We start from the raw sequence: 26,633 nt of genomic DNA, 5'->3' as shown, positions 1-26,633 counted from the left end.
ACTCAAATCAATAGTACTGGGCCACACTGACGGCTCACCCTATCCTCAGGCGCATTCCTACTTCTCTGGAGCGCCGCATGTCTGCCACCGCACTGTTCACCCCTGTTCAACTGGGCACCCTTGAGCTGCCGAGCCGCGTGGTCATGGCACCCATGACCCGTACTTTCTGCCCGGGCGGCGTGCCGCATGGCAAAGTGGTCGAATATTACCGCCGCCGTGCTGCCGCCGGTGTCGGGTTGATCATTACGGAAGGCACCACAGTCGATCACAAAGCGGCCAACGGCTACCCGAATGTGCCGCGTTTCCATGGTGAAGACGCGCTGGCGGGCTGGAAAAAGGTCGTCGATGCCGTGCACGCCGAAGGCGGTCGCATCGTTCCGCAACTCTGGCATGTGGGCAGTGTGCGCCGCCTCGGTACCGAGCCAGACGCCAGCGTGCCGGGCTACGGCCCAAGCGAGAAGGTCAAGGACGGTCAGTTGGTGGTCCAAGGCATGAGCCGCGAGGATATTGGCGAAGTGATCGAGGCTTTTGCCCAGGCCGCACGCGATGCGCAACGCATTGGCATGGACGGCGTGGAAATTCACGGCGCCCACGGTTACTTGATCGACCAGTTCTTCTGGGCGGCCAGCAATCAGCGTACCGATGAATACGGTGGTGACCTGGCCGGGCGCTCGCGGTTTGCCATTGAGCTGATCCAGGCCGTGCGCGCAGCGGTGGGCCCGGACTTCCCGATCATTTTCCGTTTCTCGCAGTGGAAACAGCAGGACTACAGCGCTCGCCTGGTTGAAAGTGCCGATGCGCTGGGCGCGTTTCTGCAGCCGCTGGCAGACGCTGGTGTGGATATCTTCCACTGTTCTACCCGACGCTTCTGGGAGCCGGAGTTCGAAGGCTCTGAGTTGAACCTGGCCGGCTGGACGCGCCAGCTCACCGGCAAACCGACCATCACTGTGGGCAGCGTGGGCCTGGACGGCGAGTTCCTGCAGTTCATGGTTGCCACCGACAAAGTGGCGCAACCGGCCAGCCTGGAAAACCTGCTGACGCGCTTGAACAACGATGAGTTCGACCTGGTGGCGGTGGGGCGGGCGTTGTTGGTCGATGCCGATTGGGCAGCCAAGGTGCGCGATGGTCGCGAACAGGACATTCTGCCCTTCAGCCGCGAGGCGTTGACGACTCTGGTTTGATCGCCAGGGTTGCCGCAGGCTGGAGCGCCGGGGCGCTTCGGCCTGGCTGGCAGGCATCGCGCAAGTGGCCTTCAAACTGCTCGATGATGCTCGGCCAGCCTTGCCGGCTGGCATGGCAGCGGGCGTTCAAGCGCACCCTGCGCAACGCTTCGGCGTCTTCCAGCAACCAGTTGCAGGCATCAATGAAGGCATCTTCATCACCGGGCATGGCCAGCGCGCCGCTATGGCCGTGTCGAATATGCTGGGCAGCAGCGGCTTGATCGTAGGCCACCACCGCCAGGCCTGAGGCCAAGGCTTCGAGCACTACATTGCCAAAGGTTTCAGTGAGGCTGGGAAACAGAAAGATGTCGCCCGAGGCATAGTGTTCTGCCAGCGTTTCATCGCGCTGAGCGCCGCAGAACAGGGCATCGGGTAATTGTTTTTGCAGGGCACTGCGCTGTGGCCCGTCACCGACCACAATCAATTTGATATGCCGCTGTGGATAACTCTGCTGCGCTGCGTGCAGGCAGCGCTTTAGCAAGCCAAGGTTCTTCTCCGGCGCCAGGCGTCCGACATAGATCAGGGCGATATCATCATTGCCCAGTCCCCATTGTTCTCGCAGGGCCTGGCTGCGCCTGCCGGGATTGAACAGTTGGCTGTCAACGCCACGGGCGGTGAGCGTCAGGTTGTCGAAGCCACGGCGTTCCAGCTCCAGGCGTTGGCTGACACTGGGCACCAGCGTGGTGTGTGTGCGCCGATGAAACCAGCGCAGGTAATGGGTCAGCAATCGGCTCAGCAACCCCAGGCCATACTCGTTGGAGTATTGATGGAAGTTGGTGTGAAAGCCGCTGACCACGGCGATTCCCAGCCGACGTGCCGCACGTAAAGCGCTCAGCCCCAATGGCCCTTCGGTGGCAATGTACAGCACATCCGGGCGCTGCCGACGCCAGCGCCGCATCAGCTTGTGCATCGAAACCTGCCCCCACTGCAAACCCGGATAGCCGGGCAGCGGCCAGCCGTGACAGAGCAGGCGCGGCTGGTCGTCGTCCGTCAGAGGGTCACTCGCCTGGCGTGGGCGTACCAACTCGACCTGATGGCCGCGCAGGCGCAGACCTTCGCTCAGGTGCCACAGGGTATTGGCCACGCCGTTGATCTCGGGCGGATAGGTTTCGCTGATGAGGGTGATGTGTAGGGAGGGTGCGCTCATGGCCACCAGTTTCAGCGGCCAAAATTGCGCTGCTGTGACGTAATTGTGACTAATTCATGACGCCCGATTTTCGGCGTTTCCGGCTGGAAAAAAATCCCAGGAAAGTGCTCAAGAATGCCCGGTATTCAGCCGATGCAGAGACATTCGAATGACCGATTTCGCTCCAGGAGAGCGTTGATGTTCAACAGCAAACTGAAAAAAGAAAACCTCCAGCTGCGCGAAGAGCTGCTGTCGATGGAGCAGGTCAAAAGCAGCCTTGATAGCGAGATGCTGGTGTTGCAGCTCGATCCTCAAGGGCGAATCGAATCGGTTAACAGCAATTTCGAGAAAGAGATGCTGTACAGCAGTCATCAATTGATCGGACGCAACATCGAAGAAATCGTACCGGCTCACGTCAAGCAGCTGGATTTCTACCAGCGGATGAAAACCGCCATCACCCGTGGCGAACACCTCAACGGTGCCTTCCGCCTGCTGCGTGGCAACGGTCAGGAGGCCTGGTTGCGCTCGATTCTGCAGCCGGTGAAGAGCGGCGAAGGGCGCTTGAAGTATTTCACCCTGCACTCCAGCGACCTTACCCGCACCATCGAGTCTTCGCGTGAGCATGAAAGCCTGATCAAGGCGCTGATGCGCTCTACGGCGGTGATCGAATTCAACCTGCAAGGTGAGGTTCTGACCGCCAATGATCGCTTCCTGCAGACCATGGGCTATCGCCTGGAACAGGTGGTCGGCAAACACCACCGTATGTTCTGTGAACCGGAAGAGGCCAACTCCACTGCCTACCAGGCGTTCTGGGACAGGTTGCGCCGTGGCGAGTTCATTGCCGAGCGCTTCAAACGTGTGGATGCGCATGGCCGCGTCGTTTGGCTGGAGGCTTCTTACAACCCGATCATTGATGCCCATGACGTGCTCTACAAAGTGGTCAAATTTGCCACCGTGATCACGGATCAGGTCAATCAGGAAATGGCCGTCGCTGAAGCAGCCGATATTGCCTACAGCACCTCGGTGGAGACCGATACCAGCGCGCGCAAGGCTACCGATGTGGTGACCCAGACCGTTGAAGTAATGCGCGGCCTGGAGTCGTACATGCAACAGGCTGCCGATGGCATTCAGGCACTGGACAAACAGTCTCAGGTGATTGGTTCGATCATCAAAACCATCAGCGACATTGCCGGGCAAACCAACTTGCTGGCGCTCAACGCCGCCATTGAAGCCGCCCGTGCTGGCGAACAGGGCCGCGGCTTTGCCGTGGTGGCCGACGAAGTACGGCAACTGGCGTCGCGCACCAGCAGTGCCACTGAAGAAATTGCCCGGGTGGTGCAGCAGAACGAGCAACTGGCCAAGGCCGCGGTGGACATCATCGACAGCAGCAAACGCCAGGCTGAGCAAGGCCTGACCCTGGCCGGAGAGACCGGCACGGTGATTGTCGAGATCCAGGAAGGGGCAATGAAAGTGGTGAATGCGGTGGGGCAGTTTTCCAACCAGCTAAGTAACTAATCACCGCCTGTAGGAGCGGGCTTGTTGTGGGAGCGGGCTTGCCCCGCGATTGCGGTGTGCCAGCCACATCGCTTCGCGGGGCAAGCCCGCTCCCACAGGGCGCGCAGGTTAGCGCTCGCGCACCCAGAACAGCGTGGCACCCGCCACGGCGGCCGGCATCATCAGGATGTTGACGAACGGAATCATCAACGCCAGGTAGGTGATGCCGCCAAAACCCAGGCTCTGCCAGCGCTTTTCGCGCAGCCAGGCAAGCATGTCCTGCCAGCTCATCTTGTGGTTATCGGCCGGGTAGTCGATGTATTGGATGGCCATCATCCAGATACCGAACAGCAGCCACAACGGTGCGGCAACGATGTTCACCACCGGAATCAGCGACAGGATGAACAGCGCCAGTGCCCGTGGCAGAAAATAGCCCAGCTTGCGCGCTTCGCGGCCCAGGGTGCGTGGCACCATGGCGGCCAGTTCACCCCAGCTGAAAGCGGGGAAGTCATCGGTGCCGCGCACCACCACTTCGACCTTTTCCGCAAGAAAGCCATTGAACGGCGCAGCAATGATGTTGGCCAGCATGGTGAAGGTGAAGAACACCATCAAGGCCACCAAGGCGACAAACAATGGCCACAGCAGGTAATTGAGGAAACTCAGCCAGCTCGGCAGGCTGGGCATCAAGGTATCGACCCAGAGGCTGAACTGATGGCCAGCAAAGTAGATCAGGCCGACGAACAGCAGCAGGTTGACTGCCAGTGGCAGTAAGACGAACAGGCGCAGGCTCGGGCTCAGGACCAGTTTCAGTCCTTCACGCAGGTACTGAGGGCCAGAGAGGACAGGGGCTTGCATAGAAGGCTCCGGGTAAAGGCAAACGCGCTGACCTTACCGAGTTTGAGCGGTTGACGAAAGCACGTCGCAATCTGGGAAACGGGCTGTAACAAAAGCTCGTCACTCTGGCGAAGCGGGCCTCATAGACAAACAGCTGCAGCCCTTACTGATGAATAGAGCGGGCCTATAAGGTGGATTGTCTAAGGATATTTCCTTAATCTCTGCGGCCTCGCTAAAGTGCGCACATCTTTTCAACGCCTTCGAATTCTAATCTTCAAGGAGTTTCCATGAGCATTCTGGTCAACAAGCAAGCCCCTGATTTTGATGCGGCGGCGGTGCTGGGCGACGGTTCGATCGTCGACAGCTTCAAGCTTTCCTCCCTGCGCGGCAAATATGTCGTGTTGTTCTTCTGGCCGCTGGACTTCACCTTTGTCTGCCCGTCGGAAATCATTGCCCACAACAACCGCATGGACAAATTCCGTGAGCTGGGTGTGGAAGTGGTTGGTGTTTCCATCGACTCGCAATTCACTCACCACGCCTGGCGCAGCACGCCGGTCGAGAAGGGCGGGATCGGTGAGGTCGAGTTCACCATGGTTGCCGACGTCAAACACGAAATCACCCGTGCCTACGGCATTGAGCACGAAGACGGCGTTGCCCTGCGCGCTTCGTTCCTGATCGATCAGCAAGGTGTGGTTCAGCACCAGGTCGTCAACAACCTGCCGCTGGGCCGTGAAGTTGACGAAATGATCCGTCTGGTAGAGGCCCTGCAGTTCACTGAACAGCACGGTGAAGTCTGCCCGGCTGGCTGGCGTAAAGGCCAGAAAGGTATGAAGGCCGATGCCAAGGGCGTTGCCGACTACCTGGCAGAGAACGCTGCCAGCCTGTAAGGCTGCGGTTTAACGGTTTTCAGAACCTGCGGCTCAAAGCCTTCCCCAAGTGCTTCGCAGGTTCTTTTTTATTCCAGCCGGCGATCCCGGCAATACGGCCTGGCCAGTCAGTGCCAGCCCGACAGGAGTGTGACATGTCTGAAGTACGTCATTCGCGAGTGATCATCCTGGGTTCCGGCCCTGCCGGTTACAGCGCTGCAGTCTACGCCGCCCGCGCTAACCTCAAGCCGCTGCTGATTACCGGCATGCAGGCGGGTGGCCAGCTGACCACCACCACCGAAGTCGACAACTGGCCGGGCGACGCCCACGGCCTGACCGGCCCGGCACTGATGCAGCGTATGCAAGAACACGCTGAGCGCTTCGAAACTGAGGTGGTTTTCGACCATATCAACGCCGTTGATCTGGCCAGCAAGCCATTCACCCTCAAGGGCGACAGCGCCACTTACACCTGCGACGCCCTGATCATCGCTACCGGTGCCAGCGCTCGCTACCTGGGTCTGCCTTCGGAAGAGTCGTTCATGGGCAAGGGCGTTTCCGCCTGCGCAACTTGCGATGGTTTCTTCTACCGCAACAAGCCAGTGGCCGTAGTGGGTGGTGGCAACACGGCTGTTGAAGAAGCGCTGTACTTGGCCAACATCGCCAGCAAGGTCACCCTGGTTCACCGCCGTGAGACCTTCCGCGCCGAGAAGATCCTGATCGACAAGCTCAACGCCCGCGTTGCCGAAGGCAAGATCGAGCTGAAACTCAACGCCACTCTGGACGAAGTGCTGGGTGACGACATGGGTGTCACCGGTGCGCGTCTGAAGAACAACGACGGCAGCTTCGATGAGATCAAGGTTGACGGCGTGTTTATCGCAATCGGCCACACCCCGAACACTTCGCTGTTCGAAGGCCAGCTGACCCTCAAGGACGGCTACCTGGTGGTCAACGGCGGCCGTGACGGCAACGCTACCGCCACCAACGTTGAAGGTGTGTTTGCCGCAGGTGACGTGGCCGACCACGTTTACCGTCAGGCCATTACTTCGGCCGGTGCGGGTTGCATGGCGGCACTGGACGTAGAGCGTTACCTGGACGGCCTGCAGAACGCCTGATTCTGCTGGAACTGATCGCGGGGCAAGCCCTCTCCTGTGGGGGCGGGCTTGCCCCGCGATGCTTTACAGGCTCAGACGCATAGACAGATCCACCGCCTTCACATCCTTGGTCATGGCACCAATAGAGATGTAGTCCACGCCAGTGTCGGCAATCACCCGCAGGGTGCTTTCATTGACACCCCCACTGGCTTCAAGCTTGGCTTTGCCAGCGTTCAGGCGCACGGCCTCACGCATGTCATCCAGGCTCAACTCGTCGAGCATGATGATGTCGGCACCGGCATCCAGCGCTTGTTTGAGTTCATCCAGGCTTTCCACTTCAACCTCCACCGGTTTACCCGGGGCGATTTTGTGCGCGGCGTTGATGGCCTGGGCAATACCGCCGCTGGCGGCAATGTGGTTTTCCTTGATCAGGAAGGCGTCGAACAGCCCGATGCGGTGGTTGTGGCAGCCGCCACAGGTCACCGCGTACTTCTGTGCCAGGCGCAGGCCGGGCAAGGTTTTGCGGGTGTCGAGCAGTTTCACCTGGGTGTCGGCGACCAGGTCGGCGAGGAACTGCGCACGGGTAGCCACACCGGAGAGCATCTGCAGGAAGTTCAGCGCGCTGCGCTCGCCTGTCAGCAGCGAACGGGCCGGACCTTCGAGGTGGAACAACGGCTGGTTGGCCTTCACCCGATCACCATCCTTTACTTGCCAGTGCACTGCCACGCGCGGATCGAGCTGGCGAAACACGGCGTCGACCCAGGCGCTGCCGGCGATCACGCAGTCATCACGGGTAATGATGGTGGCCTTGGCCAGGCGCTCGGCCGGGATCAACTGGGCGGTGATGTCGCCACTGCCGATGTCTTCCAGCAACGCACGGCGCACGTTGGCTTCGATTTCAGCGGTCAGGTTGGCGAGGCGTAAATTCGGCATGGCGGGCTCCACAAGCTAAGTGCTCGCGATTATAGGGCAGCCTGTGCTGGCGAGTGTCTTGATTTTGCCAGATAATGCGACTTGTATTTGACGTCATGGCTTTGACGATCTGCCGCTCAGTTTCAAGATTACCCTGCAAGGAGTTCGGGATGCACAATGACGGGAAGGTGGTGCCGATCAAGGCAACCATCGATCAGGCGTTCAACGCGCCTCTTGCTCGTCTACCGGTAGTGCTCCTGCAAGTTCGCGACAAAGCCGCATTGCAACTGCGCCAAGGCCTGCAGGCGCTGTTCGACAATGCTGACGATACCCTGTTCGAAATGGCCGACAAGGCCGCCAGCAACAGCGCACAGAACGCCCTGTTCGAAGCGATGCGCGATTTGCGCCACAAACGCATGAACATCGAGCGCGGCTTCCTCGATCGCTTCTATGAGGCGTTCGCGCGCCTCGGCCAGAACGCCCCCACGATTACCGGGGGCTACGCAACGCCTGCACCGGAAAGTAAAGAGGCGCTGGAGCGCACTGCGGCCCTGGAGGTCATGGTCGATCGCGCCCTGACCCGAGATGGCCTCGCGCTTAACCAGTTGACCTTGCGCTTTTCGGCGTTGACCAGTCAGGCGCTGGATGACTTGGGCAATCCGTTGGGGCCGGCCATGCTCTGCGAGTACTTCCTTCAGGCCGGGCGCACCCTGGGGGTTGGCGTCAAGGTCAAGCTGATTATCCTGCAATTGTTCGAGCGCTATGTTCTGCAGGATGCCGATCAGTTATACGCGGAAGCCAATCAACTATTGGTCGCCACCGGTGTGTTGCCGCAGCTCAAGGCAGTGCCGGCGCGGCGTGTTTCGGTGCACCCGGTTGAACGTTCACCGCAATGCGCCCGCCACGGCCAGGGCGGGGCGCCGCAGGCTGAGCTCGATGCCAATGAACAGGCGGTGTTCACCTCGCTGCAGACGCTGCTGTCGAGGGTGCGCGGGCGGGTCGCGCCACGGGTCGAAGCGTGCAATCCGACGCAGCCGATCAGTACTCACGACCTGTTGCGCCTGCTCTCCCACCTGCAACACTACGTACCGCTTGGTGGCGAGGTTGACGACTTCGACCTGCATCAGCAGCTTGAGCAATTACTGACTCGGGTTAGCATGAAGAGCGGCACCTACCGCAAAGTCGAGGGCGTTGATGAGGATGTAATCAACCTGATCGCCATGCTCTTCGACTTCATTCTGGGCGATCACAACCTGCCGCAGTCGTTACGCACCTTGATCGGGCGCATGCAGATTCCGATGCTCAAAGTCGCGGTACTGGATAAAAGCTTCTTCAGCCGCGGCAACCATCCGGCGCGGCGCTTGCTCAATGAGATGGCTACCGCCGCCATGGGCTGGGGCGCCAATGACGATTGTCAGCGCGATGCGCTGTATGTGCGGGTGGAAAAGATCGTGCAACGTCTGCTCAACGACTTTGACGATGATCCGGCGATTTTTTCCGAATTGCTGGCCGAGTTTCTTGCCTTCAACAGTGATGAGCGCCGACGCAATGAACTGCTGGAGCAACGTACCCGCGATGCTGAAGAGGGCCGCGCCCGGGCCCAACTTGCGCGTCAGCGGGTGGAACAGGAAATCAACCGTCGCCTGCTGGGCAAGACATTACCCAAATTTGTGGTGCGCTTGATCGAAGAGGCCTGGAGCCAGACGCTGTTGCTCGCTTGTCTTAAACATGGGGACACCTCGCCCGCTTGGCTGCAGGGGCTGGAAACCATGGATGAGCTGATCTGGAGTGTCGAACTGCACAGCCAACCGCAGGCATTGCGACGCCTGCTGGAGGTGGTACCCGGTCTGCTCAAGGCTTTGCGCGATGGTTTGGCCAGCGCTGCGTTCGATCCGTTTGCCACCCGTGAATTCTTTGCCCAGTTGGAAGCCTTGCACGTTCAGGCGTTCGACAGCCGCTACGCCAGCTTCGAGGCGGTCCCGGAGGAGTCCGAGCGGGTGTTGGTGCTCGACGAAATCGTTCTGGCCTGTCCAGAGCATCCGGCGCCGGTCCAGAGCCCGGTGCGTCTGGCAGATGATGATCCGGCGGTACTGCAAGTGCAGCGCCTGCGTATCGGCAACTGGTTGGAGCTGATCGAAGAGGGTGAGGGGCTGCGCTGCAAACTGATTGCCCGGATCGACAGCACCGACACCTTGATTTTCGCCAACCGCACCGGCCTCAAGGCGCGTGAGTTTTCACCCATGGCACTGGCGGTTGCCTTGCGCCGTGGCAATGCGCGCCTGCTCGACGACACCTTGCTTTTCGACCGGGCGCTGGAGTCAGTGGTCAGTCAGTTGCGCCGCCACCAGGCACGCTAGCGTGCTACACGTTTTACGATGCATCCGCTCACGCCTCGGGGCATACTGGGGCTGTGCTCTTGTACCTCAGGATCTTCTATGCAACTGGACCGCGCTACAGGCTGGTTCGCCGGTATTACCCATTGCCCCTCGCCGAATTTCAATGCCCGTGCCGAAGGCGAGGTTATCTCCCTGCTGGTGATCCACAACATCAGCCTGCCGCCGGCGCAGTTCGCTACCGGTAAGGTCCAGGAGTTTTTCCAGAACCGCCTGGACCCCAATGAACACCCGTATTTTGAAGGGATCAAGCATCTGCGCGTCTCTGCGCATTTTCTCATCGAGCGTGACGGCAAGGTCACTCAGTTCGTTTCTTGCCTGGATCGTGCCTGGCATGCCGGGGTGTCCAGCTTTGCCGGGCGTGAGGCGTGTAACGACTTTTCCATCGGTATCGAGCTTGAAGGCACCGACGAGTTGCCATTTACCGATGCTCAGTACCAGGCTTTGCAGGCGTTGACCCAGCAGATCCAGACTGCCTGGCCGGCCATCGACGCACAACGGATTCAAGGCCACAGCGACATCGCTCCGGGGCGCAAGACCGACCCGGGGCCGGCCTTTGACTGGCCGCGCTATCGTGCGGCCTTGCAAGGAAATGGGGGCGAATCATGAGTTTTCTGGTGTTGTTACTGGTGCTGTGGGTCGAGAAGTTCTCGGCCTTTCGTCAGCAATTGCAACGCGATGGCTTCTTTCGCAGCGAACTGGCGCGCCTGGAGCGCAACAGCAAGGCGCATCCGTGGTGGGTGCTTTCAATCCTGGTACTCGCGCCAGTGCTGTTGCTGGCCATGTTGGATCAAGTGCTGGAACCGGTTGCCTATGGTTTGTTGGCACTCCCGCTGCACTTACTGGTGCTGATCTACAGCCTGGGCCGAGGCGATGTCAAAGCCTCGCTTGGCCCGTTTCGCGATGCCTGGCGGCGGGGCGATGAGCAGGCTGCGGTGCATGTGGCCGAGCGCGATCTGGGCGTGACCGGAGACGATGCTTCTTCGCTGCTGGAACGGGTTCAGGGCCACCTATTGTGGCAAGCCTACCAGAGCTTTTTTGCGGTGATTTTCTGGTATGTGCTGCTGGGGCCTGCCGCGGCGCTGGCCTACCGCTTGCTCGCGCTGACGGCGGAACATTCCCAATCTGCAGCGCTGCGCGAACGTGCCCAGCAATTGCGCCATGCCTTCGACTGGGCACCGGTGCGGGTGCTGGGTGTGAGCTTTGCCTTGGTGGGTAACTTTGTTTCCGTCAGCCGGGTGATGCTGCATGAGCTGTTGCACTGGAACATCCCGGCGGCCCGATTGATCGCAGCGGTCGGTCATGTTGCCGGAGAGATGCCTAAAGGTGCTCCTGCAGGCCCCGAGGGGTTGGTAGGGCTGGATTCACTGTGGGAACTGCTGCTGCGTTCTGCGGTGCTGTGGTACGCCTGCTTCGCCCTGTGGACCGTGCTGGGCTGATCCCTACTACTAATTGTGCGGGCTTGCTGTGGGAGCGGGCTTGCCCCGCGATTGCGGTGTGTCTGTTGGATCGCAATCGCGGGGCAAGCCCGCTCCTACACGCAGATTTTTTGCTGCTTAACCTTAAGTTACAAAACCCCGTTCCGATATGCGCTATACAGAGGCTGGTGAAAAACATCAGTGGCCTAGTGCCATTGTGCGCGCAGAACAATAAGAATCGGAGGGGACTGCCCGTGAAGAGCCTGTTGTATCCGGCCATCGCGCTGATGAATCGTTTGAGCTTCGGGATGAAGTTCAGCCTGATTAGTATTCTGTTTTTCCTGCCCATGCTGGTGACCAACTTTTATCTGGTCCGCGACTCCTACGCACAGTTCCGAGCAACCCAGGTCGAGTTGCAGAGCCTTGCGCTGCTCAACAGCAGCCTGGCCTTGCGAGGTGATCTGGAGGCCCTGGGTAGCCTGGTGCAGATCAATGCCGTGCTCGGGCAGTCGGGGAAGGCAGCGGATCTGGAATCGCAGATATCGCGCCTCCAACAACAGGTGCAGAGCCGCCTCGCCGGGCTCAACGCCGTGACCGTTGATGAGCAACAGGCCGCAGATTTTCGTGCCAAGCGCGACGAAATGCTCAGCGTGCTCAAGACCGCGCAGGCGGAGTCTTCACTGACAAGCAAGGTTGCCCACCTGGACAAACTGTTAGGCCAGGCCCAGGTGCTGAGCAAATTGATCGCCAGCCATGCCGGCCTTAATCAGGACAGCGACCCGGTGATTCGCCAACTCACTGAGTTGATGACCACTGTCACCCCGGAGGTGACCCAGATACTCGGTGACGGCCGGGCCATGGGCGCTTATTCGCTGGGCCAGGGCTTTCTCAATTCGGCGACCAGTACGCGTTTTGAAGATGTGTTGCAGCGTCTGGACAAACTCGCCGCCAACTACGCACTCAAGGTCGAAGATGCATTGGCCAGCGATCCTGCTGCAAACGTGCAACTCGGTACCTTGGCCGCTGCCAGCCAGGCGTCGTTGAAGCGGGCGGGCGAGATGATCGAAGAGCAGGTGGTCATGGCCGACACCCTCGACGCGCCCTGGTCTGCGTTTTATCAGCAGGTCAGCAACCTGATGGCGCAGACCTATGCGCTGAACACTGCCACTGGCGAATTCCTCGACCAGCAATTGCAGCAGCGCCTGGGCAAGCATCAGTTGCACATGGTGCTGCTGGTATCGGCCCTGGCCGCTGTATTTTTGCTGATTGTCTACCTGTACGGCGGCTTCTACGCCTCAACCCGGCATACCCTGAAAACCCTCGGTGCGGTGATGGACAAGGTTGCGGCCGGCGACATGACCGTGAATTTTCGCGCCAACAGCCGCGATGAGCTGGGGGAGTTGGGCCAGGTGTTCAACGGCACAGTGCAGCGCATCCATGACCTGATCGAGCAGGTGGGGCGCACGGTGCTAGAGGTGGAGCGCCAGACCGAGCAGGTGCATGCAGTATCGGCACGCAGCAATCAGGCGGTCAGCGGCCAGCGTGGGCAGATCGAACAGGTGGCTACGGCCATGAACCAGATGTCGGCGACCGCCCAGGAGGTGGCGCGCAGCGCCGCCGCTGCGGTCAACAGTGCCCATAGCGTCAATCAGGAAACCGTCAGTGGTCGTGGTCTGGTCGAGTCCCAGCAGGGGAATATCGTGCGCCTGGCCGGGGAAATCGATCAATCGGTGGAGGTGATCAACCAGCTGGCCAGTGACAGCCAGGCGATCAGCCGCGTGCTTGAGGTGATCAAGAGCATCGCTGAGCAGACCAATCTACTCGCTCTCAATGCGGCCATCGAAGCCGCACGCGCCGGCGAGCAGGGACGTGGTTTTGCGGTGGTGGCCGATGAGGTGCGGACCCTGGCCAAGCGTACCCAGCATTCAACCGAAGAAATCGAGCAGATGATTTCCCGGCTGCACAATGGTGTCGGTGCGGCGGTCAAGGCCATGGACGCCAGCCATCAGGTGGCGGCTGGCACCGTCGAGCAGTCACAGCAGGTACAGCAGGCGCTGGAGAACATCCTCGGCGCAGTCGGCAGTATCGTTGACCAGAACCAGCAGATCGCTGCTGCAGTGGAACAACAAACTGCCGTGGCTCAGGACATTGACCAGAACATCGTCGAAATCAATCGCGCCGCCGAACACACCACCCAGGGCGCGCATCAAACCGAGGATGCCAGCCGCCAGTTGTCAGCCCAGGTGATGGAATTGAAGCGCTTGATCAGTGCATTTAGAGTCTGAGGCAGCGGTTGCTGAAGTTTTCCACGCTGTGACAAAGTAGCGCCCTGAAGGATTCCGGGGAGTCGGATGTGTCGGCAACGCTGCGGGTGTAGTCTCACCCTCACAGCAACGGAACCTCGAGTCCTCGCGATTCGGCTCCCTCAGCATATTCACTGAAGAGGTACAGACATTGGCCATCATCCATCCTAAAGTTCGCGGTTTTATCTGCACCACTACGCATCCGACCGGTTGCGAGCTGAACGTACGTGATCAGATCGAAGCCACCCGCAAGCTGGGCGTGCGCAAGGATGGTCCGAAAAAGGTCCTGGTGATCGGCGCTTCCAGCGGTTATGGCCTGGCGGCACGTATCACTGCGGCATTCGGTTTTGGCGCTGACACCCTGGGCGTGTTCTTCGAAAAACCGGGCACTGAAACCAAAGCCGGTACCGCTGGCTGGTACAACGCTGCTGCTTTCGACAAGTTCGCCAAGCAAGAAGGCCTGTACAGCAAGTCGATCAATGGTGACGCCTTCTCTGACGAAGCACGCGCCAAGGTTATCGAGCTGATCAAAAACGAAATGGGCGGCCAGGTTGACCTGGTGATCTACTCGCTGGCATCGCCAGTGCGCAAGCTGCCGAAGACTGGTGAACTGGTGCGTTCGGCACTCAAGCCGATCGGCGAGCCGTACAAGTCGACCGCTATCGACACCAACAAAGACACGATCATCGAAGCGGCCATCGAACCCGCTACCGAGCAAGAAATTGCTGACACTGTGACCGTCATGGGTGGTCAGGATTGGGAGCTGTGGATCGATGCCCTGAATGAAGCAGGCGTGCTGGCACCGCAAGCTCGCACCGTAGCCTTCAGCTACATCGGCACCGAGATCACCTGGCCAATCTACTGGCACGGTGCGCTGGGCAAAGCCAAGCAGGATCTGGACGAAACTGCCAAGCGTCTCGGCACGAAGGTTGGTGGTTCTGCTAACGTTGCTGTGCTCAAGTCGGTTGTGACTCAAGCCAGCTCGGCCATCCCGGTAATGCCGCTGTACCTGTCGATGGTCTTCAAGATCATGAAAGAGAAGAAGGTCCACGAAGGTACTCAAGACCAGCTCGACCGCATGTTCCGTGATCGTATGTACCGTGAAGACGGCAAACCAGTAGAGCTGGACAGCGAAGGCCGTCTGCGTCTGGACGACTGGGAACTGCGTGATGACGTGCAGGATGCCTGCAAGGCCCTGTGGCCTAAGGTGACCACCGAGAACCTGTTTGAATTGACCGACTACGCCGGTTACAAAAAGCAGTTCCTCAACCTGTTCGGCTTCGAGCGTGCGGATGTCGACTATGACGCCGACGTTGCCACTGACGTACAGTTCGACTGCATCGAGCTGTAATCACCCCTGTCCACCCCCGCTGCGTTCGCGCGGCGGGAGTGACTGTTTGAGGTTTCCCTATGAGCAGCCTCGAAACATTTCCCCCTTTGCCAGCCGCCAGCAACACCGCGTGCGCTTTTCAAGAGCGTGCAGGCGATGGCTACCTGCTGGGTGGCTTTTGTTGGCGCCATGAGCTGCCAGACACCACCCGCCCGGTTGTGATCATCAACGCCGCAACCTCGGTGCGTTGCAGCTATTACGCGCGATTTGCCCAGTATCTGTTCAGCCACGGCTTCGATGTCATGACCTATGACTATCGCGGCATCGGTGAGTCGCGCCCAGCCTCCATGCGTCATTTCAACGCCTCCTGGACTGATTGGGGGGCGCTGGATTTCGAGGCCATGGTGCAGCGCGCGGTGCGCGAGTTTCCCGGGCAGCCGATTGATGTCGTCGGTCACAGCTTCGGTGGCTGCGCGGCGGGGCTGGCGGCGTCGTCAGTTCAGGTGCGCAGGCTGGTAACCGTGGGGGCACAGTTCGCTTACTGGCGGGACTATGCCGCCGACAGTCGCTGGCAACTGTTGGGCAAATGGCACCTGGTGATGCCCTTGCTGACGCGGGTGTTTGGCTATTTTCCGGGCAAGCGCCTGGGCTGGCTGGAGGACACGCCTGCAGGCGTGGTACAGGATTGGACGACCAGGACCGCAACCTATGAGCTGCGCCCCAGCGCGAAAACGGTGGCGGACTTGCCGTTTGCCCGGGTCAAAGCACAAACCCTGGCGATCAGCCTGACCGATGACCCTTTCGGTACGATCCCGGCGATCGAACGTTTACTGGGCTACTTCACATCCAGCGACCGTAGCCATCTGCGTATCGCACCTGACGATATCGATGTGGCGCAGATTGGCCATTTCGCTTTTTTCCACAACCGCTTCCAGCAACGGCTCTGGCCAATTGCCCTGCAGTGGTTGCAGCAGGGGCAACTGGCCGACGACACGCCAGGATGCCTGACGGCGTTTAGCGAGCCTTGAGTGGCTGCTCGGCAAATTTCACTGCGCTCAGGCCGTGTTTGATCAGGGCGCGGATGTTGGCGTGGTCGCTACCTTCAGGGGTAGCCAGCACCGAGCGGTAATGCTCGCCAAAGGCCAGCAGCGCTTCTTCAGTGCTCAGGCCTTCAAGCAGCGCCAGGCCCAGGGTCTTGCAGGAGCCTTCGTTCTGCCCGGCAGCGCTTTCTACGCCACCGTTGTTGAACGCTTGCGGCTGGTAGTCGTAGTGGGCGGCGATAAAGGCCAGGGTGTCGGCGAATTGATGTTCGCCCGATTTCAGGCTGCTGCGCAGGGTGTTCAGATCAGACATTGGGTTTTCCTTTGGCGAACGCCGCTTGCTGTTCGGCGCTGGCTTCTTTCTGGTATTGGGCTTTCCAATCGGCGTACGGCATGCCGTAGACCACTTCGCGGGCCTCGTCCATGCTCAGCTCGATCTGACGCTCATCGGCAGCGGCCTTGTACCACTTGGACAGGCAGTTTCGGCAGAAGCCGGAGAGGTTCATCAGGTCAATGTTCTGCACATCCTTGCGGCTGTCCAGATGAGCTACCAGACGGCGAAACGCCGCCGCTTCGAGCTCGAGTTTCTGTTGGTCGTTCATGGTCGTTCTCGTCACAAAGATGCGTCAGTCTACCGCGATGCGGCTTTTCAGGTGGCGGCCACCGTTGATCACCACATTGCTGCCGGTGCTGTATTGGCTTTCGAGCAGAAACTGCACGGCCTCGATCAGAGGCTGCGCGCCAGGCTCGAATTCCAGCAGGGCCTTTTTCAGGGTTTGCTTGCGGTAGGCTTCATCGCTGTTCTCCTTGAGAATCAGCAGCCCTGGCAAGATGGCGTTGACCCTGACCTTTGGTGCGTACTTTTCGGCAAATGACAGCACCATGTTCTGCAATGCGGCCTTGGTGGCGGCGTAGCCAATGTGGCTCTTGCTGCCGCGCGAAGAGGTCTCGTCGCAGATGTGGATGATGTCGGCCTTGTCCATTTTCAGCAGTTGCTCGCCCAGCGCCAGGTTCAGGTGGTAGGGCGCTTCGACGTGCAGTTTGAACATGGTGTTGAGGTTGGCCAGGTCATCATCGAGCCACAGTGAGGCGTTGTGGACGATGGCGCGCAGGCCGTCATAGTGGTTTTGCAGGTGTTCGATCAGGGCCAGGCGGTCGTCTTCCCGGCACAGGTCGGCCTGGAACTGGATGATGTTGGGGTGGGCCGCCTCAGGGCTTTTGCTTCGGCTGGCGCTGACCACGGTATGGCCGGCCTGCGCCAGGTTCACGGCCAGCGCCAGTCCGACTCGCTGGCTGGCTCCGGTGACAAGAATTGGGCTGTTCATGGTGGGGGCGGTCAACTTTTTCAGGTTCTTTTCAGGTAGCCCCCAGCATACCCGAACTAGGCGGGGTTGCGCGCACCCTGCGGCCCGGGGCGGCGCGCCGGGGTATTGAGCCAATTGGCCAGCAAACGGGTCGACAGCGGAATGAAGAAGTACACCATCAACGGCGTGAGCCCCAGCGTGCTGAGCAAGATTCTCGGCACCAGTTCGAGAGCGCTCAACCAGTGACCGAACAGCAGATTGAACAGTAACGAGACCGGAAAGAACGCCAGCCAAATTGCCACCGCTTGTTTCCAGCGCGGTGGGCGCTGCACCGGATTGGTGCCAAACCAGCCGTCCAGGCCACTGGCGCGTAGTTCCAGCGGTTGTTCGAACAGGCCATTGCCGCGGCTCAGCCAGGCCTTGCGCGATGCCGAGTGCTCCCAGGCCTGCATGGTCTGCTCGTTGGTGAAGCGGAAGATGATCTGGAATTCATCGCCTTGGGGCGGTGGGGCCAGGACGCCGGAGCCCAGGTAGCCGGTGAAGTCGGTGGCCAGCTGTTCGCCTTCGTGCAGCCAGCTCATGAGGTCTTGATAGCGGCCGGCAGCGACGCGGCGTGTCACCATCAAGGTAACCGGAGGGGTAGACATTGTGTATCTCCTGGCAACTGGGCGTGGCGGGTGGCCTGCCCATGAAATGCGTCCGGGGTGGTGGACGGCATCTGCTTGCATGCAAAAATCGGGCGCAGATTATTCCTGAATTAACCTGACTCGTCAGTGCTGACGTCATACCTGCTCAAAGAAATGGGCGTGGTCGCTCTCCCGTTGCCCAGAGTAGAATGGGCCACGTCCCCCAAATATCGTGGTTTTCCGGCAATGCTTGAACCTGCCCAGCCTTCGTTGAGTCCTGGCGACCTCAATCACGAGGAACTCTTCCCCATTCGCGAAGTGTCGCGTTTGACCGGTATCAACCCGGTCACCTTGCGGGCTTGGGAGCGTCGTTATGGGCTGATTCAGCCAACACGCACCGAAAGTGGGCATCGCCTGTATTCTCACGCCGATATTGAAGAAGTCCGCACCATTTTGGGTTGGATCGAGCGGGGCGTGGCGGTCAGCAAGGTCGGCAAAGTGCTTGCCCGCAGCCAAAGCCTGAAACCGCAATCCGAGCCTGTATCTATCCAGGCTTGTGTGGGTGACTACAAACAATGGCAGTTGCAACTGCGCCAGGCCGTCAGAGCGTTTGACGCGCAGCGCCTGGAACAGGTTTACGGCCAGGTGTTCAGCAGCTACCCGTTGGTAGTGGCGTTCCAGGACATCTTTTTGCCGGTGTGGCAGGAGCTTCGCAGTACCAAAGAAGCCTTTGGCCATTTCAGCGAATGGCTGTTTCTCGACGGATTTCTGCGTGGGCGTGTGTTGCAGCGGCTGCAACTCTCTGCCGAACAGCAAGAAGTCAGGGTGTTGCTCGCGGCGATCCCTGGCCATTGCCGTGAGCTGGAGTTGTTGGTCGCGGCATTGCTGTTGGGGAGCAGCGATATCGGCGTGACAGTGTTAGGCCTGGGTCAGCCTGTAGAAGAGCTGGGCCTGGTGTGTGAGCGCATGACGCCCCACGCACTGGTGCTGTTCTCAAACCACCCGCCAGCGCAAGATCTGCCCAAGCGCCTGGCCCGCCTGGCCTTGACTGTGGAATGCCCCGTGCTGTTGGCCGGGGAGGCCGCCGACCTGGCCCAGGATAGTTTGATCGGTTCGCAAGTGGCTTGCCTGGGCAGCGAAGGTCGTTTGATGCGCCGACGCTTGCAGCAATACCTGGCCGGTCACCTGGACAGCTGAGGGTGTAACTCCGGATGGGCCTGACGATGGGCCTGGAGAATGTACTCGCGCAGCCGTTCGATTTCTGACGGCTGACTGCCACTCAGGTTGTAGGCCGCCAGGTTGCGGCCGGTGCGGCGCTGCAGCACGCCGTGCAGGGCAATCGGGGCGCAATGATCCGGTGCGAACCAGAGGTCGAAGCGGCTCGGTGGTTTGGGCTGATCACGTACTTCCAGCAACACGCCCTTGAACGAAATTTCCCGCACCCACAGGCCGGTACTCAGGCCCAGCTCATCTTCCAGCGCCAGCGGCGTTGCCAGGGTCAGGCGCCATGGCCGCACCATCGGGCCTTCTTCGTAGATGTGCGGTGCACCCAGTTGCAACTGCAGGGAATGGAACTCGTCTTCGACCAGGTGCAGGGGAAAGGTCATCTGGTGGTTATCGAACTGCGCCTGCAAGGTGACCTGTTCCTGGGCAATCAATTGCGTCAGCAGGCTTTTGATTTCGCTGCCAGCATTGACCATCAGGCGCGACAACGACTCAGCCGACGCGGGCTGTGGGGCGTGCTGCATGGACCTGATGAAATCCAACTCATCCTGGGTCAGGAGGGCGTTTGCTTGCATGGTCGAACTCGAACGTGTCAGTCGTGAATGCGTTTCGTCACCGTCATGGACAACCATTCGGTGGTTTAGTTTTACCGTTGGTCGTTTTCTAGTTCAGCAATGCGTGCCCGTGCCTGCGCCAGCTCGATTTCCAATTGCTTTACCCGCTGTTCGGCCTCGACCTGACGGCTGACATCTTTCTGGATGCCGATGAAATACTTCAGTTGGTCGGCCTCGTTGACCACCGGAGTAATGGACAGCTCATTCCAGAATACGCTGCCGTCCTTGCGGTAGTTGCGCAGGATTTCCCGGCTTGGCTGGCCGCTCTTGATCGCGGCACGGATCGCATCGCGTGCGGCCTGATCACGGTCATCGTTCTGCAAAAAGCGGCAGTCGCGGTAGAGGATGTCGTTGGCCTCATAGCCGGTCAGGCGTTCAAATGCCGGATTCACGTAGATCAAGATGGTGTCGTCATCGCCTTCCTGTTCGGCGACCACAATGCCGTCGTTGGAGGCATCAATCATGCGTTGCAGCAGTTGGGCGTTGATCATCGGCAGGGTTCGCAAGGTAGTCGGTTAGGCGCGCTGGCTGATTCTAGAGGATTGGTCTGGGGCTCACACGTGAAGAATGCGGCCTTTTGCCAGTGTCCGATGCTAGTATCCTACGTTTTTACTCAGTTTCGGAATCTACTATGAAAGTCGCTATCCTTTCCGGGTCGGTCTACGGTACGGCCGAAGAAGTCGCACGGCATGCCGAGGCACTGCTCAAGGCCGCAGGTTTCGAGGCCTGGCACGCTGCCCGCGCGACCTTGCAAGACCTCCAGGGCTTTGCCCCCGAAGCCTTCCTGGCCGTGACTTCGACCACCGGTATGGGTGAGCTGCCCGACAACCTGATGCCGCTGTTCAGCGAAATACGTGATCGGTTGCCAGCCGCCTGGCGCGGGCTGCCGGGTGCGGTGATTGGCCTGGGCGATTCCAGCTATGGCGACACCTTCTGTGGCGGTGGCGAGCAAATGCGCGAACTGTTCGCCGAACTGGGCATCAACGAGGTGCAGCCAATGTTGCGCCTGGATGCCAGCGAAACAGTCACCCCGGAAACTGACGCCGAGCCGTGGCTAGCTGAGCTGATCGGCAACCTGCGCGGCTGATCAGCCCGGCTGCGGTTGCTCGCGTAGCAGCTGCAGCCAGGCTTGGGCGGCACGCGACAGGTAGGCGCCCTGGCGCCAGATGAAAGCGATGTCCCAACGCAAGTCTGCGGGTTCGCTCAATTCCAGGCGAACCACCCCCGGGCGCTCCAGGCCCCGCGCCACCACGCGGGGCAGCAACACCACACCCTGGCCGGCAGCGACCAGCGCTGCGAGAAAGTCAGCCTGGCCGCTGCGCCCACCTTCGCGTGGGGTGAACCCCAACTGCTGACAGGCACTGAGCAGCCGATCATTGAGCACGAAGCTGCGTTGATACAGCAGAAACGGCGTATCGGCCAACTGCGCCAGGCTGATCTGGCCATTATTGGCCAGTGGGTGATCGATCGGCAGTAGCGCATCCAGTGCTTCATTGCAAAATGGCTGGAAGGCAAACGCCGGATCGTTCGGCGTCAAGCTGCCACCCAGTTCCAGTTCGCCGCTCAATACCGCCTGCTCGACGCTGCGGCTACCGCCTTCAAGCAAATGAATGCTGATGTTCGGATAACGCCGCCGGTATTCGGCAAACAGTCCGGCAAACAGCGCATCGCTGCCCAGCAAAGGCAGGCCCAGGCGCAGTTCACCACGGCCCAGATGGCTGAGGTCATCGAGTTCGTTTCTCAGTTCCTGGCGCAGACGCAACAGGGTTTCGCCGCGTTCCAGCACGATCTTTCCGGCGTCTGTCAGGTGCAGTTGCGATCCCTGTCGATCAAGCAGTACCACGCCCAGGTCCTGTTCCAGCTGAGCCACTTGCTTGCTCACCGCTGACTGACTGATGTTCAGGGTTTGCGATGCCTGGGTGAAGCCGCCGTGGCGGACCACTTCAACGAAGCTGCGCAGCTGTTTGAATTCCATGATCGAAATTCCATTGTGGAATGGAAGCTAGTCTAACAATTCGTTTTTAGCGTAGCGAACGGGCCTCTAAAATAAAGCCTTGAAGAGGTCCCCTGCGATGAAACCTGCATCAATCAAACGCTTCCTGCGCCTGCTTGCCGAGTTGACGGTGTTTCTGGCCCTGTATGCATTCGGCGGCCAACTGGCGGCCTGGCTCGGCTGGCCGATTCCCGGTGGGGTGATGGGCCTGGCGTTGCTGTTAGTGGCGTTCGCTCTCGGCTGGCTGAAGCCGGCGGCCCTGCAGTTGGGCGCTGGTTTGTTGATGGCTGAAATGCTGCTGTTCTTTATACCGGCGCTGATGAGCCTGCTTGATTACGGCAGCCTGGTACGTGACGAGGGTTGGCGGATTCTGCTGGTCATCGGGGTCAGTACCCTGGTGGTCATGGTGCTGACCGCGCTGACCGTGGAATGGGTATGCCGCTGGAGAATGCGCCATGACCTTTGAACCGATGCCTTTATTCTGGCTGGCGCTGACGCTTTTGGCCTACCTGGGCAGCCGCTGGTTGTATCGGCGCACTGGGCGCTACCTGCTGTCGCCGCTGATTTTGGTGCCAGTGTTGCTGCTGGCGGTGGCTATTCCGTTGAACACCGCGTACGCCGAGTATGCGCGTGACACCCACTGGTTGATGTCGGTGCTGGGGCCGGTAACGGTGGCGTTTGCCATACCGATCTGGCAACAGCGCGCCCTGTTGGCGCGCCATTGGCCAGCACTGGCAATGGGCATGCTGGTCGGCAGTTCGGCCTCCATTGCCAGCTCCTGGGGCCTGGCGCATTTGTTGTCACTCGACAGCGCCGTGAGCTTGTCGTTACTGCCCCGTTCGATTACTACACCGTTCGCCATGCCGCTGGCGCAGGATTTAGGTGGGGTGCCTGAGTTGACGGCGGTGTTCGTGATGTTCACCGGTGTTCTGGGGGCCATGCTCGGTGGCGTGTTGCTCAAGTTCCTGCCGCTGCGCACACCCTTAGCCCGTGGTGCGCTGTTCGGGGTCGGGGCGCATGGCGCCGGGGTCAGCCGGGCGCATGAAGTAGGGGGGGAAGAAGGCTCTGTGGCAGGCCTGGTGATGGTGCTGACCGGCTTACTCAACTTGTTCGCCGCACCGTTACTGGTACTTATAGTGTGACCGAGCGCGCTTATTGACGGCCTGACTCACAGAGTCAATAAGCTGGCTGCCAATGCAACTTACCTTCGACGGTGGGCCTACTAGACTGTCCCGCAGTAGAGCACACGAATGTGCCGAGGTGATTGCAATGATCGCAACTGATGCCTTGCTCAACACAACGCTCCTCTTTTTACCGGGGTTACGCTGATGCCTTTGGCCGAGATTCCATTGTGCGTCTGGCGTACCCGGGGCCTGAACTTTTCGTTCCGCGGCCAGACGATTCGTTACTGGACAGCAGGGCAAGGTGAACCGCTACTGCTTATCCACGGGTTTCCCACCGCCAGTTGGGACTGGCACTACCTGTGGGCACCACTGGCCCAGCGCTTTCGGCTAATTGCCTGCGACATGCTCGGGTTTGGCGACTCGGCCAAACCCCTGAATCATAACTACAGCCTGATCGAGCAGGCCGATTTGCAGCAGGCTCTGCTCGAACACCTGAAGGTTGAGCAGCCGGTGCATCTATTTGCCCATGATTACGGTGACAGCGTTTCCCAAGAGCTGCTGGCACGCCATCATGAAGGGCGCGCGAACATCGCCAGTTGCGTATTTCTCAACGGTGGATTGTTTCCTGAGCGGCATCGAACCCTGCTGATCCAGAAACTGTTGCTCAGCCGCCTGGGCTGGCTGGTGGCTCGCTCGTTCGGGCGCGACGACTTGGTGCGTAACGTGACGCAGGTCTATGGCCCGTGCACGCATCCCAGTGAAAGTGCGCTGGATGACTGCTGGAGCCTGGTGGCAGCCAACCGCGGTACCCGGATCCTGCACAAGTTGATCGGCTATCTGCCTGAACGGGTGGTGCATCGTGAGCGCTGGGTCGCGGCCCTGCAAAAAGAGGGCGTACCGCTGCGCTTTATCAACGGTGCAGTCGATCCCGTCTCTGGTGCCCACATGCTGGAACGCTACCAGCAACTGGTACCCAATCCCGATACCGTATTGCTGCAAGGCATCGGCCACTACCCCCACACCGAAGCACCGGCACAGGTGCTGCGCCACTATCTGGCGTTTCGCGAACAGCCGCTGGCAACGATTGCGCAGAGAGTGGCCTGGTCCTGAGCGGCCAGGCCGGTTTTATCATCGGCTGACCTTATTGCCTGCCATTCACCCGGAGCCCGCTTGATTGTGTGCTGGCAGGTGCTGGCCGACACTCGGGCATTCCTTGCTGGTTTCCCTGGAGTGTTGAGCATGAACGAATCGGTACGCCTGGACGATAAAGTGGTGATTGTGACCGGTGCTGGTGGCGGCTTGGGGCGGGCTCATGCCTTGCTGTTTGCGCACCACGGTGCACAGGTTGTGGTGAACGACCTGGGCGGTTCGGCCCATGGCGAAGGCGCGAGCGCCTCTGCGGCAGACTGCGTTGTAGCGCAGATTCGTGACGCTGGCGGCACTGCGGTGGCCAACCACGATTCAGTGGCCGATGGTCAGCGGATTGTCGAGCAGGCGCTGGACACCTTTGGCCGCGTCGATGTGGTGGTCAACAACGCTGGCATCCTGCGTGACAAGACCTTCCATAAGATGGAAGACAGCGACTGGGATCAGGTGTATCGCGTGCATGTTGAAGGTGCCTACAAGGTGACCCGTGCCGCTTGGCCGCACCTGCGTGAGCAGAACGCAGGGCGGGTGATTTTCACCGCCTCGACTTCTGGTATCTATGGCAACTTTGGGCAGGCCAACTATGGCATGGCCAAGCTCGGCCTCTATGGCCTGACCCGTACCTTGGCGATTGAAGGGCGCAAGCACAACATCCTGGTCAATGCCATTGCCCCCACTGGCGGCACGCGCATGACCGAAGGGCTGATTCCGCAGCAAGTCTTTGAACAGCTCAAGCCAGAGCTGATCAGCCCGCTGGTGGTTTACCTGGGCAGCGAGCAGTGCCAGGACAGCGGCGGCTTGTATGAGGTGGGCGGTGGCTGGGTGGGTAAAGTGCGTTGGGAGCGCAGTCTCGGCGTGGGCTTCAACCCGCATCAAGGCTTTACGCCGGAGGATGTCGCGGCCAACTGGCAGGCGGTGGGTGACTTTACCGACGCCGTGCACCCGCGCGACAGCCTGGAGGCGTTGCAGCAAATGATGGCCAACCTGCAAAAGTTCGCCCTGTAGGAGCGGGCTTGCCCCGCGATATCGTTAGTTCAGACACACCGCATCGCGGGGCAAGCCGGTTGAGGTCGCCGCAAGTTCCTGCCTATGCTGGGCGGCCATGACCGATGCAGGAGTACAGAGGATGTACGAGTCCAAGACCGAGGCCGTGCTGTCGCCCCGTCAATTTCGCTTTCGATTGTTGCGCCATGCCCTGGCGGCTTGCCTGTTGCTGGTGGCCTCGATTCTCTTCGGCGTGCTTGGGCACCTGTACTTTGAGCCGCACATTCCCTTGCACGATGCGATCTTCAACGCCACGTTGCTGCTGGGTGGGGTAGGGCCGGTGATCTTGCCCGAGAGTATGGGCGGCAAGCTGTTCTTCGCGGCTTATGGCTTGTATGTGGGATTGGTATTCGTGGCCAGCATCGGATTGATTCTGGCGCCCATTGCCCATCGCGTGCTGCATCGTTTTCACTTCGACGATAGCGACGATTAAACCGGTAGGAGCGGGCTTGGCCCGCGATTGCGGTTGGTCAGACACAACGCTTCGCGGGGCAAGCCCGCTCCTACACGCGCATAAAAAAGGCCGCTGCAAAGCAGCGGCCAAGTAAGACGCAGATCAAGGAGCTTCAAAATCAACGTCGGTGAACCTGGTGCCAGAAAGCGCAGGCTGCGCCCCAGCTGTAAACAGGATAAGACGCTGACTTGGAAGGAAAAATAGTCAATTGTGACATTCACTGTTGCGCCTCTGGCAACAGTGCCCGGCACACTCAAGGCGTTTCTTCGTAGCCCATGCGCCAGCTGATCAATTTCGCTGCCGCCAGCAATTGCTGAGCGGCCGGGCCTTGTTCGTCGGCGTGGAAAATCGAGGTCGGGCCCACCACGGTCAACACGGCGGCAATCTTGCCCATGGCATCGAATACCGGCGCCGAGAGCGCGTCGACGCCAGGCATCAGCAAGCCATGGACATGGTGCAGGCCGCGTTCACGGATGCTGGCAAACAAGGTTTCATATTCACTGGCGTTGTGCCCCGATACCGCCAGCTCCTGCTCGCGCAGTTCGAGGATTTCACGCTCCGGCAAGTAGGCGCCGAACACCAGACCGGTCGATGAGCTGAGCAGTGGCAGCACCGAACCAATCTGGGTAACCACGGTCACCGCGCGCACTGCGGGTTCAATGTTGACCACCGTTGCCCCCTGGTTACCCCAAACGGCAATGAAGCAACTTTCGTTGAGTGCGTCGCGCAGCTGTGACAGCGGCATGGCCGCGACTTTCAGTACGTCCATCCCGCCCAGCGCCGCCAGGCCCACACGCAATGCTTCACGGCCCAGGCCATAGTGGTTGGTGGCCGGGTTCTGTTCGGCAAAGCCGCTGGCAATCAGCGCCTGCAAGTAGCGGTGCACTTTGCTCGCGGGCATGTCGACATGCTCGGCCAGACGCGACAGCGAGGTCGAGGGCGACAGTTGCGCCAGGGCCTTGAGAATGTCGGTACCGACTTCGGCCGAGCGGACCTTCTGTTTGCCGGCGCTGTCGGCGGGGGAGCTGGCTTTGGCCATGGTGCATTCGATCCGGGTAGTCGAGGTGGGCGTCTTTA

General features: G+C 60.1%; 28 protein-coding genes and 1 pseudogene. 18 read left to right on the top strand and 11 right to left on the bottom strand.

Going from position 1 to position 26,633, the window contains the following annotated elements; genetic code table 11:
* The first annotated feature begins 77 nt into the window (after positions 1–77).
* Positions 78–1,181 carry an NADH:flavin oxidoreductase gene (locus ACVWSC_RS24615; protein WP_442109672.1) on the top strand — a complete coding sequence of 368 codons (1,104 nt, stop codon included), beginning with the start codon at positions 78–80 and terminating at the stop codon, positions 1,179–1,181.
* Here the strand turns inward: ACVWSC_RS24615 and ACVWSC_RS24610 are convergent.
* The gene (locus ACVWSC_RS24610) at positions 1,150–2,367 is read right to left on the bottom strand and encodes a glycosyltransferase family 4 protein (protein ID WP_442109670.1); all 1,218 of its coding nucleotides are present in this window, start codon (positions 2,365–2,367) and stop codon (positions 1,150–1,152) included. The genes ACVWSC_RS24615 and ACVWSC_RS24610 overlap by 32 nt on opposite strands.
* A gap of 177 nt (positions 2,368–2,544) precedes the next feature.
* Between ACVWSC_RS24610 and ACVWSC_RS24605 the strand changes: the two genes are divergently transcribed.
* Positions 2,545–3,861 carry a methyl-accepting chemotaxis protein gene (locus ACVWSC_RS24605; RefSeq protein ID WP_442109668.1) on the top strand — a complete coding sequence of 439 codons (1,317 nt, stop codon included), beginning with the start codon at positions 2,545–2,547 and terminating at the stop codon, positions 3,859–3,861.
* A 108-nt stretch (positions 3,862–3,969) separates the two neighbouring features.
* On the opposite strand, the gene cysZ is transcribed toward ACVWSC_RS24605, so the two are convergent.
* On the bottom strand, positions 3,970–4,695 hold the full coding sequence (gene cysZ, locus ACVWSC_RS24600) for a sulfate transporter CysZ (RefSeq protein ID WP_442109666.1): 726 nt from the start codon (positions 4,693–4,695) through the stop codon (positions 3,970–3,972).
* A 266-nt stretch (positions 4,696–4,961) separates the two neighbouring features.
* On the opposite strand from cysZ, the gene ACVWSC_RS24595 reads away from it, so the two are divergent.
* Complete coding sequence (locus ACVWSC_RS24595) at positions 4,962–5,561, top strand: peroxiredoxin (RefSeq protein WP_442109664.1); 600 nt, start codon at positions 4,962–4,964, stop codon at positions 5,559–5,561.
* A gap of 134 nt (positions 5,562–5,695) precedes the next feature.
* Positions 5,696–6,652, top strand: a complete 957-nt coding sequence (gene trxB / locus ACVWSC_RS24590; protein WP_442109662.1) for a thioredoxin-disulfide reductase — start codon at positions 5,696–5,698, stop codon at positions 6,650–6,652.
* Between the two features lie 63 nt (positions 6,653–6,715).
* On the opposite strand, the gene nadC is transcribed toward trxB, so the two are convergent.
* Complete coding sequence (nadC, locus tag ACVWSC_RS24585; protein WP_442109661.1) at positions 6,716–7,564, bottom strand: carboxylating nicotinate-nucleotide diphosphorylase; 849 nt, start codon at positions 7,562–7,564, stop codon at positions 6,716–6,718.
* A 149-nt stretch (positions 7,565–7,713) separates the two neighbouring features.
* On the opposite strand from nadC, the gene ACVWSC_RS24580 reads away from it, so the two are divergent.
* The 7 genes and pseudogenes from ACVWSC_RS24580 (at position 7,714) to ACVWSC_RS24550 (ending at position 16,015) form a co-directional block, all read left to right on the top strand.
* The gene (locus tag ACVWSC_RS24580) at positions 7,714–9,900 is read left to right on the top strand and encodes a DUF1631 domain-containing protein (RefSeq protein WP_442109659.1); all 2,187 of its coding nucleotides are present in this window, start codon (positions 7,714–7,716) and stop codon (positions 9,898–9,900) included.
* Positions 9,901–9,978: 78 nt separating this feature from the next.
* A complete protein-coding gene (gene ampD / locus ACVWSC_RS24575) occupies positions 9,979–10,545 on the top strand; it encodes a 1,6-anhydro-N-acetylmuramyl-L-alanine amidase AmpD (protein ID WP_442109657.1) in 567 nt (188 codons plus the stop codon).
* A complete protein-coding gene (ampE, locus tag ACVWSC_RS24570) occupies positions 10,542–11,375 on the top strand; it encodes a regulatory signaling modulator protein AmpE (protein WP_442109655.1) in 834 nt (277 codons plus the stop codon). The genes ampD and ampE overlap by 4 nt, the downstream gene beginning before the upstream one ends.
* A gap of 266 nt (positions 11,376–11,641) precedes the next feature.
* Positions 11,642–12,784 (top strand): annotated as a pseudogene (locus ACVWSC_RS24565) (HAMP domain-containing protein); the annotation flags it as partial.
* A gap of 141 nt (positions 12,785–12,925) precedes the next feature.
* The gene (locus tag ACVWSC_RS24560; RefSeq protein WP_442114367.1) at positions 12,926–13,639 is read left to right on the top strand and encodes a methyl-accepting chemotaxis protein; all 714 of its coding nucleotides are present in this window, start codon (positions 12,926–12,928) and stop codon (positions 13,637–13,639) included.
* Positions 13,640–13,808: 169 nt separating this feature from the next.
* A complete protein-coding gene (gene fabV, locus ACVWSC_RS24555; protein ID WP_442109653.1) occupies positions 13,809–15,008 on the top strand; it encodes an enoyl-ACP reductase FabV in 1,200 nt (399 codons plus the stop codon).
* 59 nt (positions 15,009–15,067) lie between these two features.
* Complete coding sequence (locus ACVWSC_RS24550) at positions 15,068–16,015, top strand: alpha/beta hydrolase family protein (protein WP_442109651.1); 948 nt, start codon at positions 15,068–15,070, stop codon at positions 16,013–16,015.
* Here ACVWSC_RS24550 and ACVWSC_RS24545 read toward each other — a convergent pair.
* Genes ACVWSC_RS24545 through ACVWSC_RS24530 form a run of 4 tightly spaced genes read right to left on the bottom strand, consistent with a single transcriptional unit; the run spans position 16,002 to position 17,978 of the window.
* Positions 16,002–16,340 carry a HopJ type III effector protein gene (locus tag ACVWSC_RS24545; protein WP_442109649.1) on the bottom strand — a complete coding sequence of 113 codons (339 nt, stop codon included), beginning with the start codon at positions 16,338–16,340 and terminating at the stop codon, positions 16,002–16,004. The two genes, ACVWSC_RS24550 and ACVWSC_RS24545, sit on opposite strands and share 14 nt — an antisense overlap.
* Positions 16,333–16,629 (bottom strand): DUF1244 domain-containing protein, encoded by a 297-nt coding sequence (locus ACVWSC_RS24540; RefSeq protein WP_442109647.1) that lies wholly within the window; start codon positions 16,627–16,629, stop codon positions 16,333–16,335. The genes ACVWSC_RS24545 and ACVWSC_RS24540 overlap by 8 nt, the downstream gene beginning before the upstream one ends.
* Before the next feature lie 24 nt (positions 16,630–16,653).
* On the bottom strand, positions 16,654–17,352 hold the full coding sequence (gene folM, locus ACVWSC_RS24535; RefSeq protein ID WP_442109645.1) for a dihydromonapterin reductase: 699 nt from the start codon (positions 17,350–17,352) through the stop codon (positions 16,654–16,656).
* 56 nt (positions 17,353–17,408) lie between these two features.
* Positions 17,409–17,978: a putative antibiotic biosynthesis monooxygenase gene (locus ACVWSC_RS24530; protein ID WP_442109643.1), complete on the bottom strand. Its 570-nt coding sequence runs from the start codon at positions 17,976–17,978 to the stop codon at positions 17,409–17,411.
* A 225-nt stretch (positions 17,979–18,203) separates the two neighbouring features.
* On the opposite strand from ACVWSC_RS24530, the gene ACVWSC_RS24525 reads away from it, so the two are divergent.
* On the top strand, positions 18,204–19,154 hold the full coding sequence (locus ACVWSC_RS24525) for a MerR family transcriptional regulator (protein ID WP_442109641.1): 951 nt from the start codon (positions 18,204–18,206) through the stop codon (positions 19,152–19,154).
* Here the strand turns inward: ACVWSC_RS24525 and ACVWSC_RS24520 are convergent.
* Together ACVWSC_RS24520 and ACVWSC_RS24515 are read right to left on the bottom strand one after the other, a co-directional pair.
* Positions 19,139–19,756: a hypothetical protein gene (locus tag ACVWSC_RS24520; RefSeq protein ID WP_442109639.1), complete on the bottom strand. Its 618-nt coding sequence runs from the start codon at positions 19,754–19,756 to the stop codon at positions 19,139–19,141. The genes ACVWSC_RS24525 and ACVWSC_RS24520 overlap by 16 nt on opposite strands.
* Positions 19,757–19,827: 71 nt before the next feature.
* The gene (locus ACVWSC_RS24515) at positions 19,828–20,286 is read right to left on the bottom strand and encodes a PAS domain-containing protein (protein ID WP_442109637.1); all 459 of its coding nucleotides are present in this window, start codon (positions 20,284–20,286) and stop codon (positions 19,828–19,830) included.
* Positions 20,287–20,426: 140 nt separating this feature from the next.
* Between ACVWSC_RS24515 and ACVWSC_RS24510 the strand changes: the two genes are divergently transcribed.
* Positions 20,427–20,882, top strand: coding sequence for a flavodoxin (locus ACVWSC_RS24510; RefSeq protein WP_442109636.1), 456 nt, complete (start codon positions 20,427–20,429; stop codon positions 20,880–20,882).
* Here ACVWSC_RS24510 and ACVWSC_RS24505 read toward each other — a convergent pair whose 3' ends face one another.
* A complete protein-coding gene (locus tag ACVWSC_RS24505; RefSeq protein WP_442109634.1) occupies positions 20,883–21,770 on the bottom strand; it encodes a LysR family transcriptional regulator in 888 nt (295 codons plus the stop codon).
* Between the two features lie 97 nt (positions 21,771–21,867).
* On the opposite strand from ACVWSC_RS24505, the gene ACVWSC_RS24500 reads away from it, so the two are divergent.
* From ACVWSC_RS24500 to ACVWSC_RS24480, 5 genes are all read left to right on the top strand, one after another.
* Positions 21,868–22,254: a CidA/LrgA family protein gene (locus tag ACVWSC_RS24500; protein ID WP_442109632.1), complete on the top strand. Its 387-nt coding sequence runs from the start codon at positions 21,868–21,870 to the stop codon at positions 22,252–22,254.
* Positions 22,244–22,930: an LrgB family protein gene (locus ACVWSC_RS24495; protein WP_442109630.1), complete on the top strand. Its 687-nt coding sequence runs from the start codon at positions 22,244–22,246 to the stop codon at positions 22,928–22,930. The genes ACVWSC_RS24500 and ACVWSC_RS24495 overlap by 11 nt, the downstream gene beginning before the upstream one ends.
* A gap of 186 nt (positions 22,931–23,116) precedes the next feature.
* Entirely contained in the window at positions 23,117–24,022 is a 906-nt protein-coding gene (locus tag ACVWSC_RS24490; protein ID WP_442109628.1) for an alpha/beta fold hydrolase, read from the top strand.
* Between the two features lie 129 nt (positions 24,023–24,151).
* A complete protein-coding gene (locus tag ACVWSC_RS24485; protein WP_442109626.1) occupies positions 24,152–25,063 on the top strand; it encodes an SDR family oxidoreductase in 912 nt (303 codons plus the stop codon).
* A 121-nt stretch (positions 25,064–25,184) separates the two neighbouring features.
* Positions 25,185–25,535, top strand: a complete 351-nt coding sequence (locus ACVWSC_RS24480; RefSeq protein ID WP_442109624.1) for a hypothetical protein — start codon at positions 25,185–25,187, stop codon at positions 25,533–25,535.
* 274 nt (positions 25,536–25,809) lie between these two features.
* On the opposite strand, the gene ACVWSC_RS24475 is transcribed toward ACVWSC_RS24480, so the two are convergent.
* Positions 25,810–26,595 carry an IclR family transcriptional regulator gene (locus ACVWSC_RS24475; RefSeq protein ID WP_442109622.1) on the bottom strand — a complete coding sequence of 262 codons (786 nt, stop codon included), beginning with the start codon at positions 26,593–26,595 and terminating at the stop codon, positions 25,810–25,812.
* Positions 26,596–26,633 lie beyond the last annotated feature (38 nt).

It is taken from the genome of Pseudomonas sp. NUPR-002, from assembly GCF_056322725.1.
This window is presented reverse-complemented; position numbering and strand designations above follow the sequence as displayed.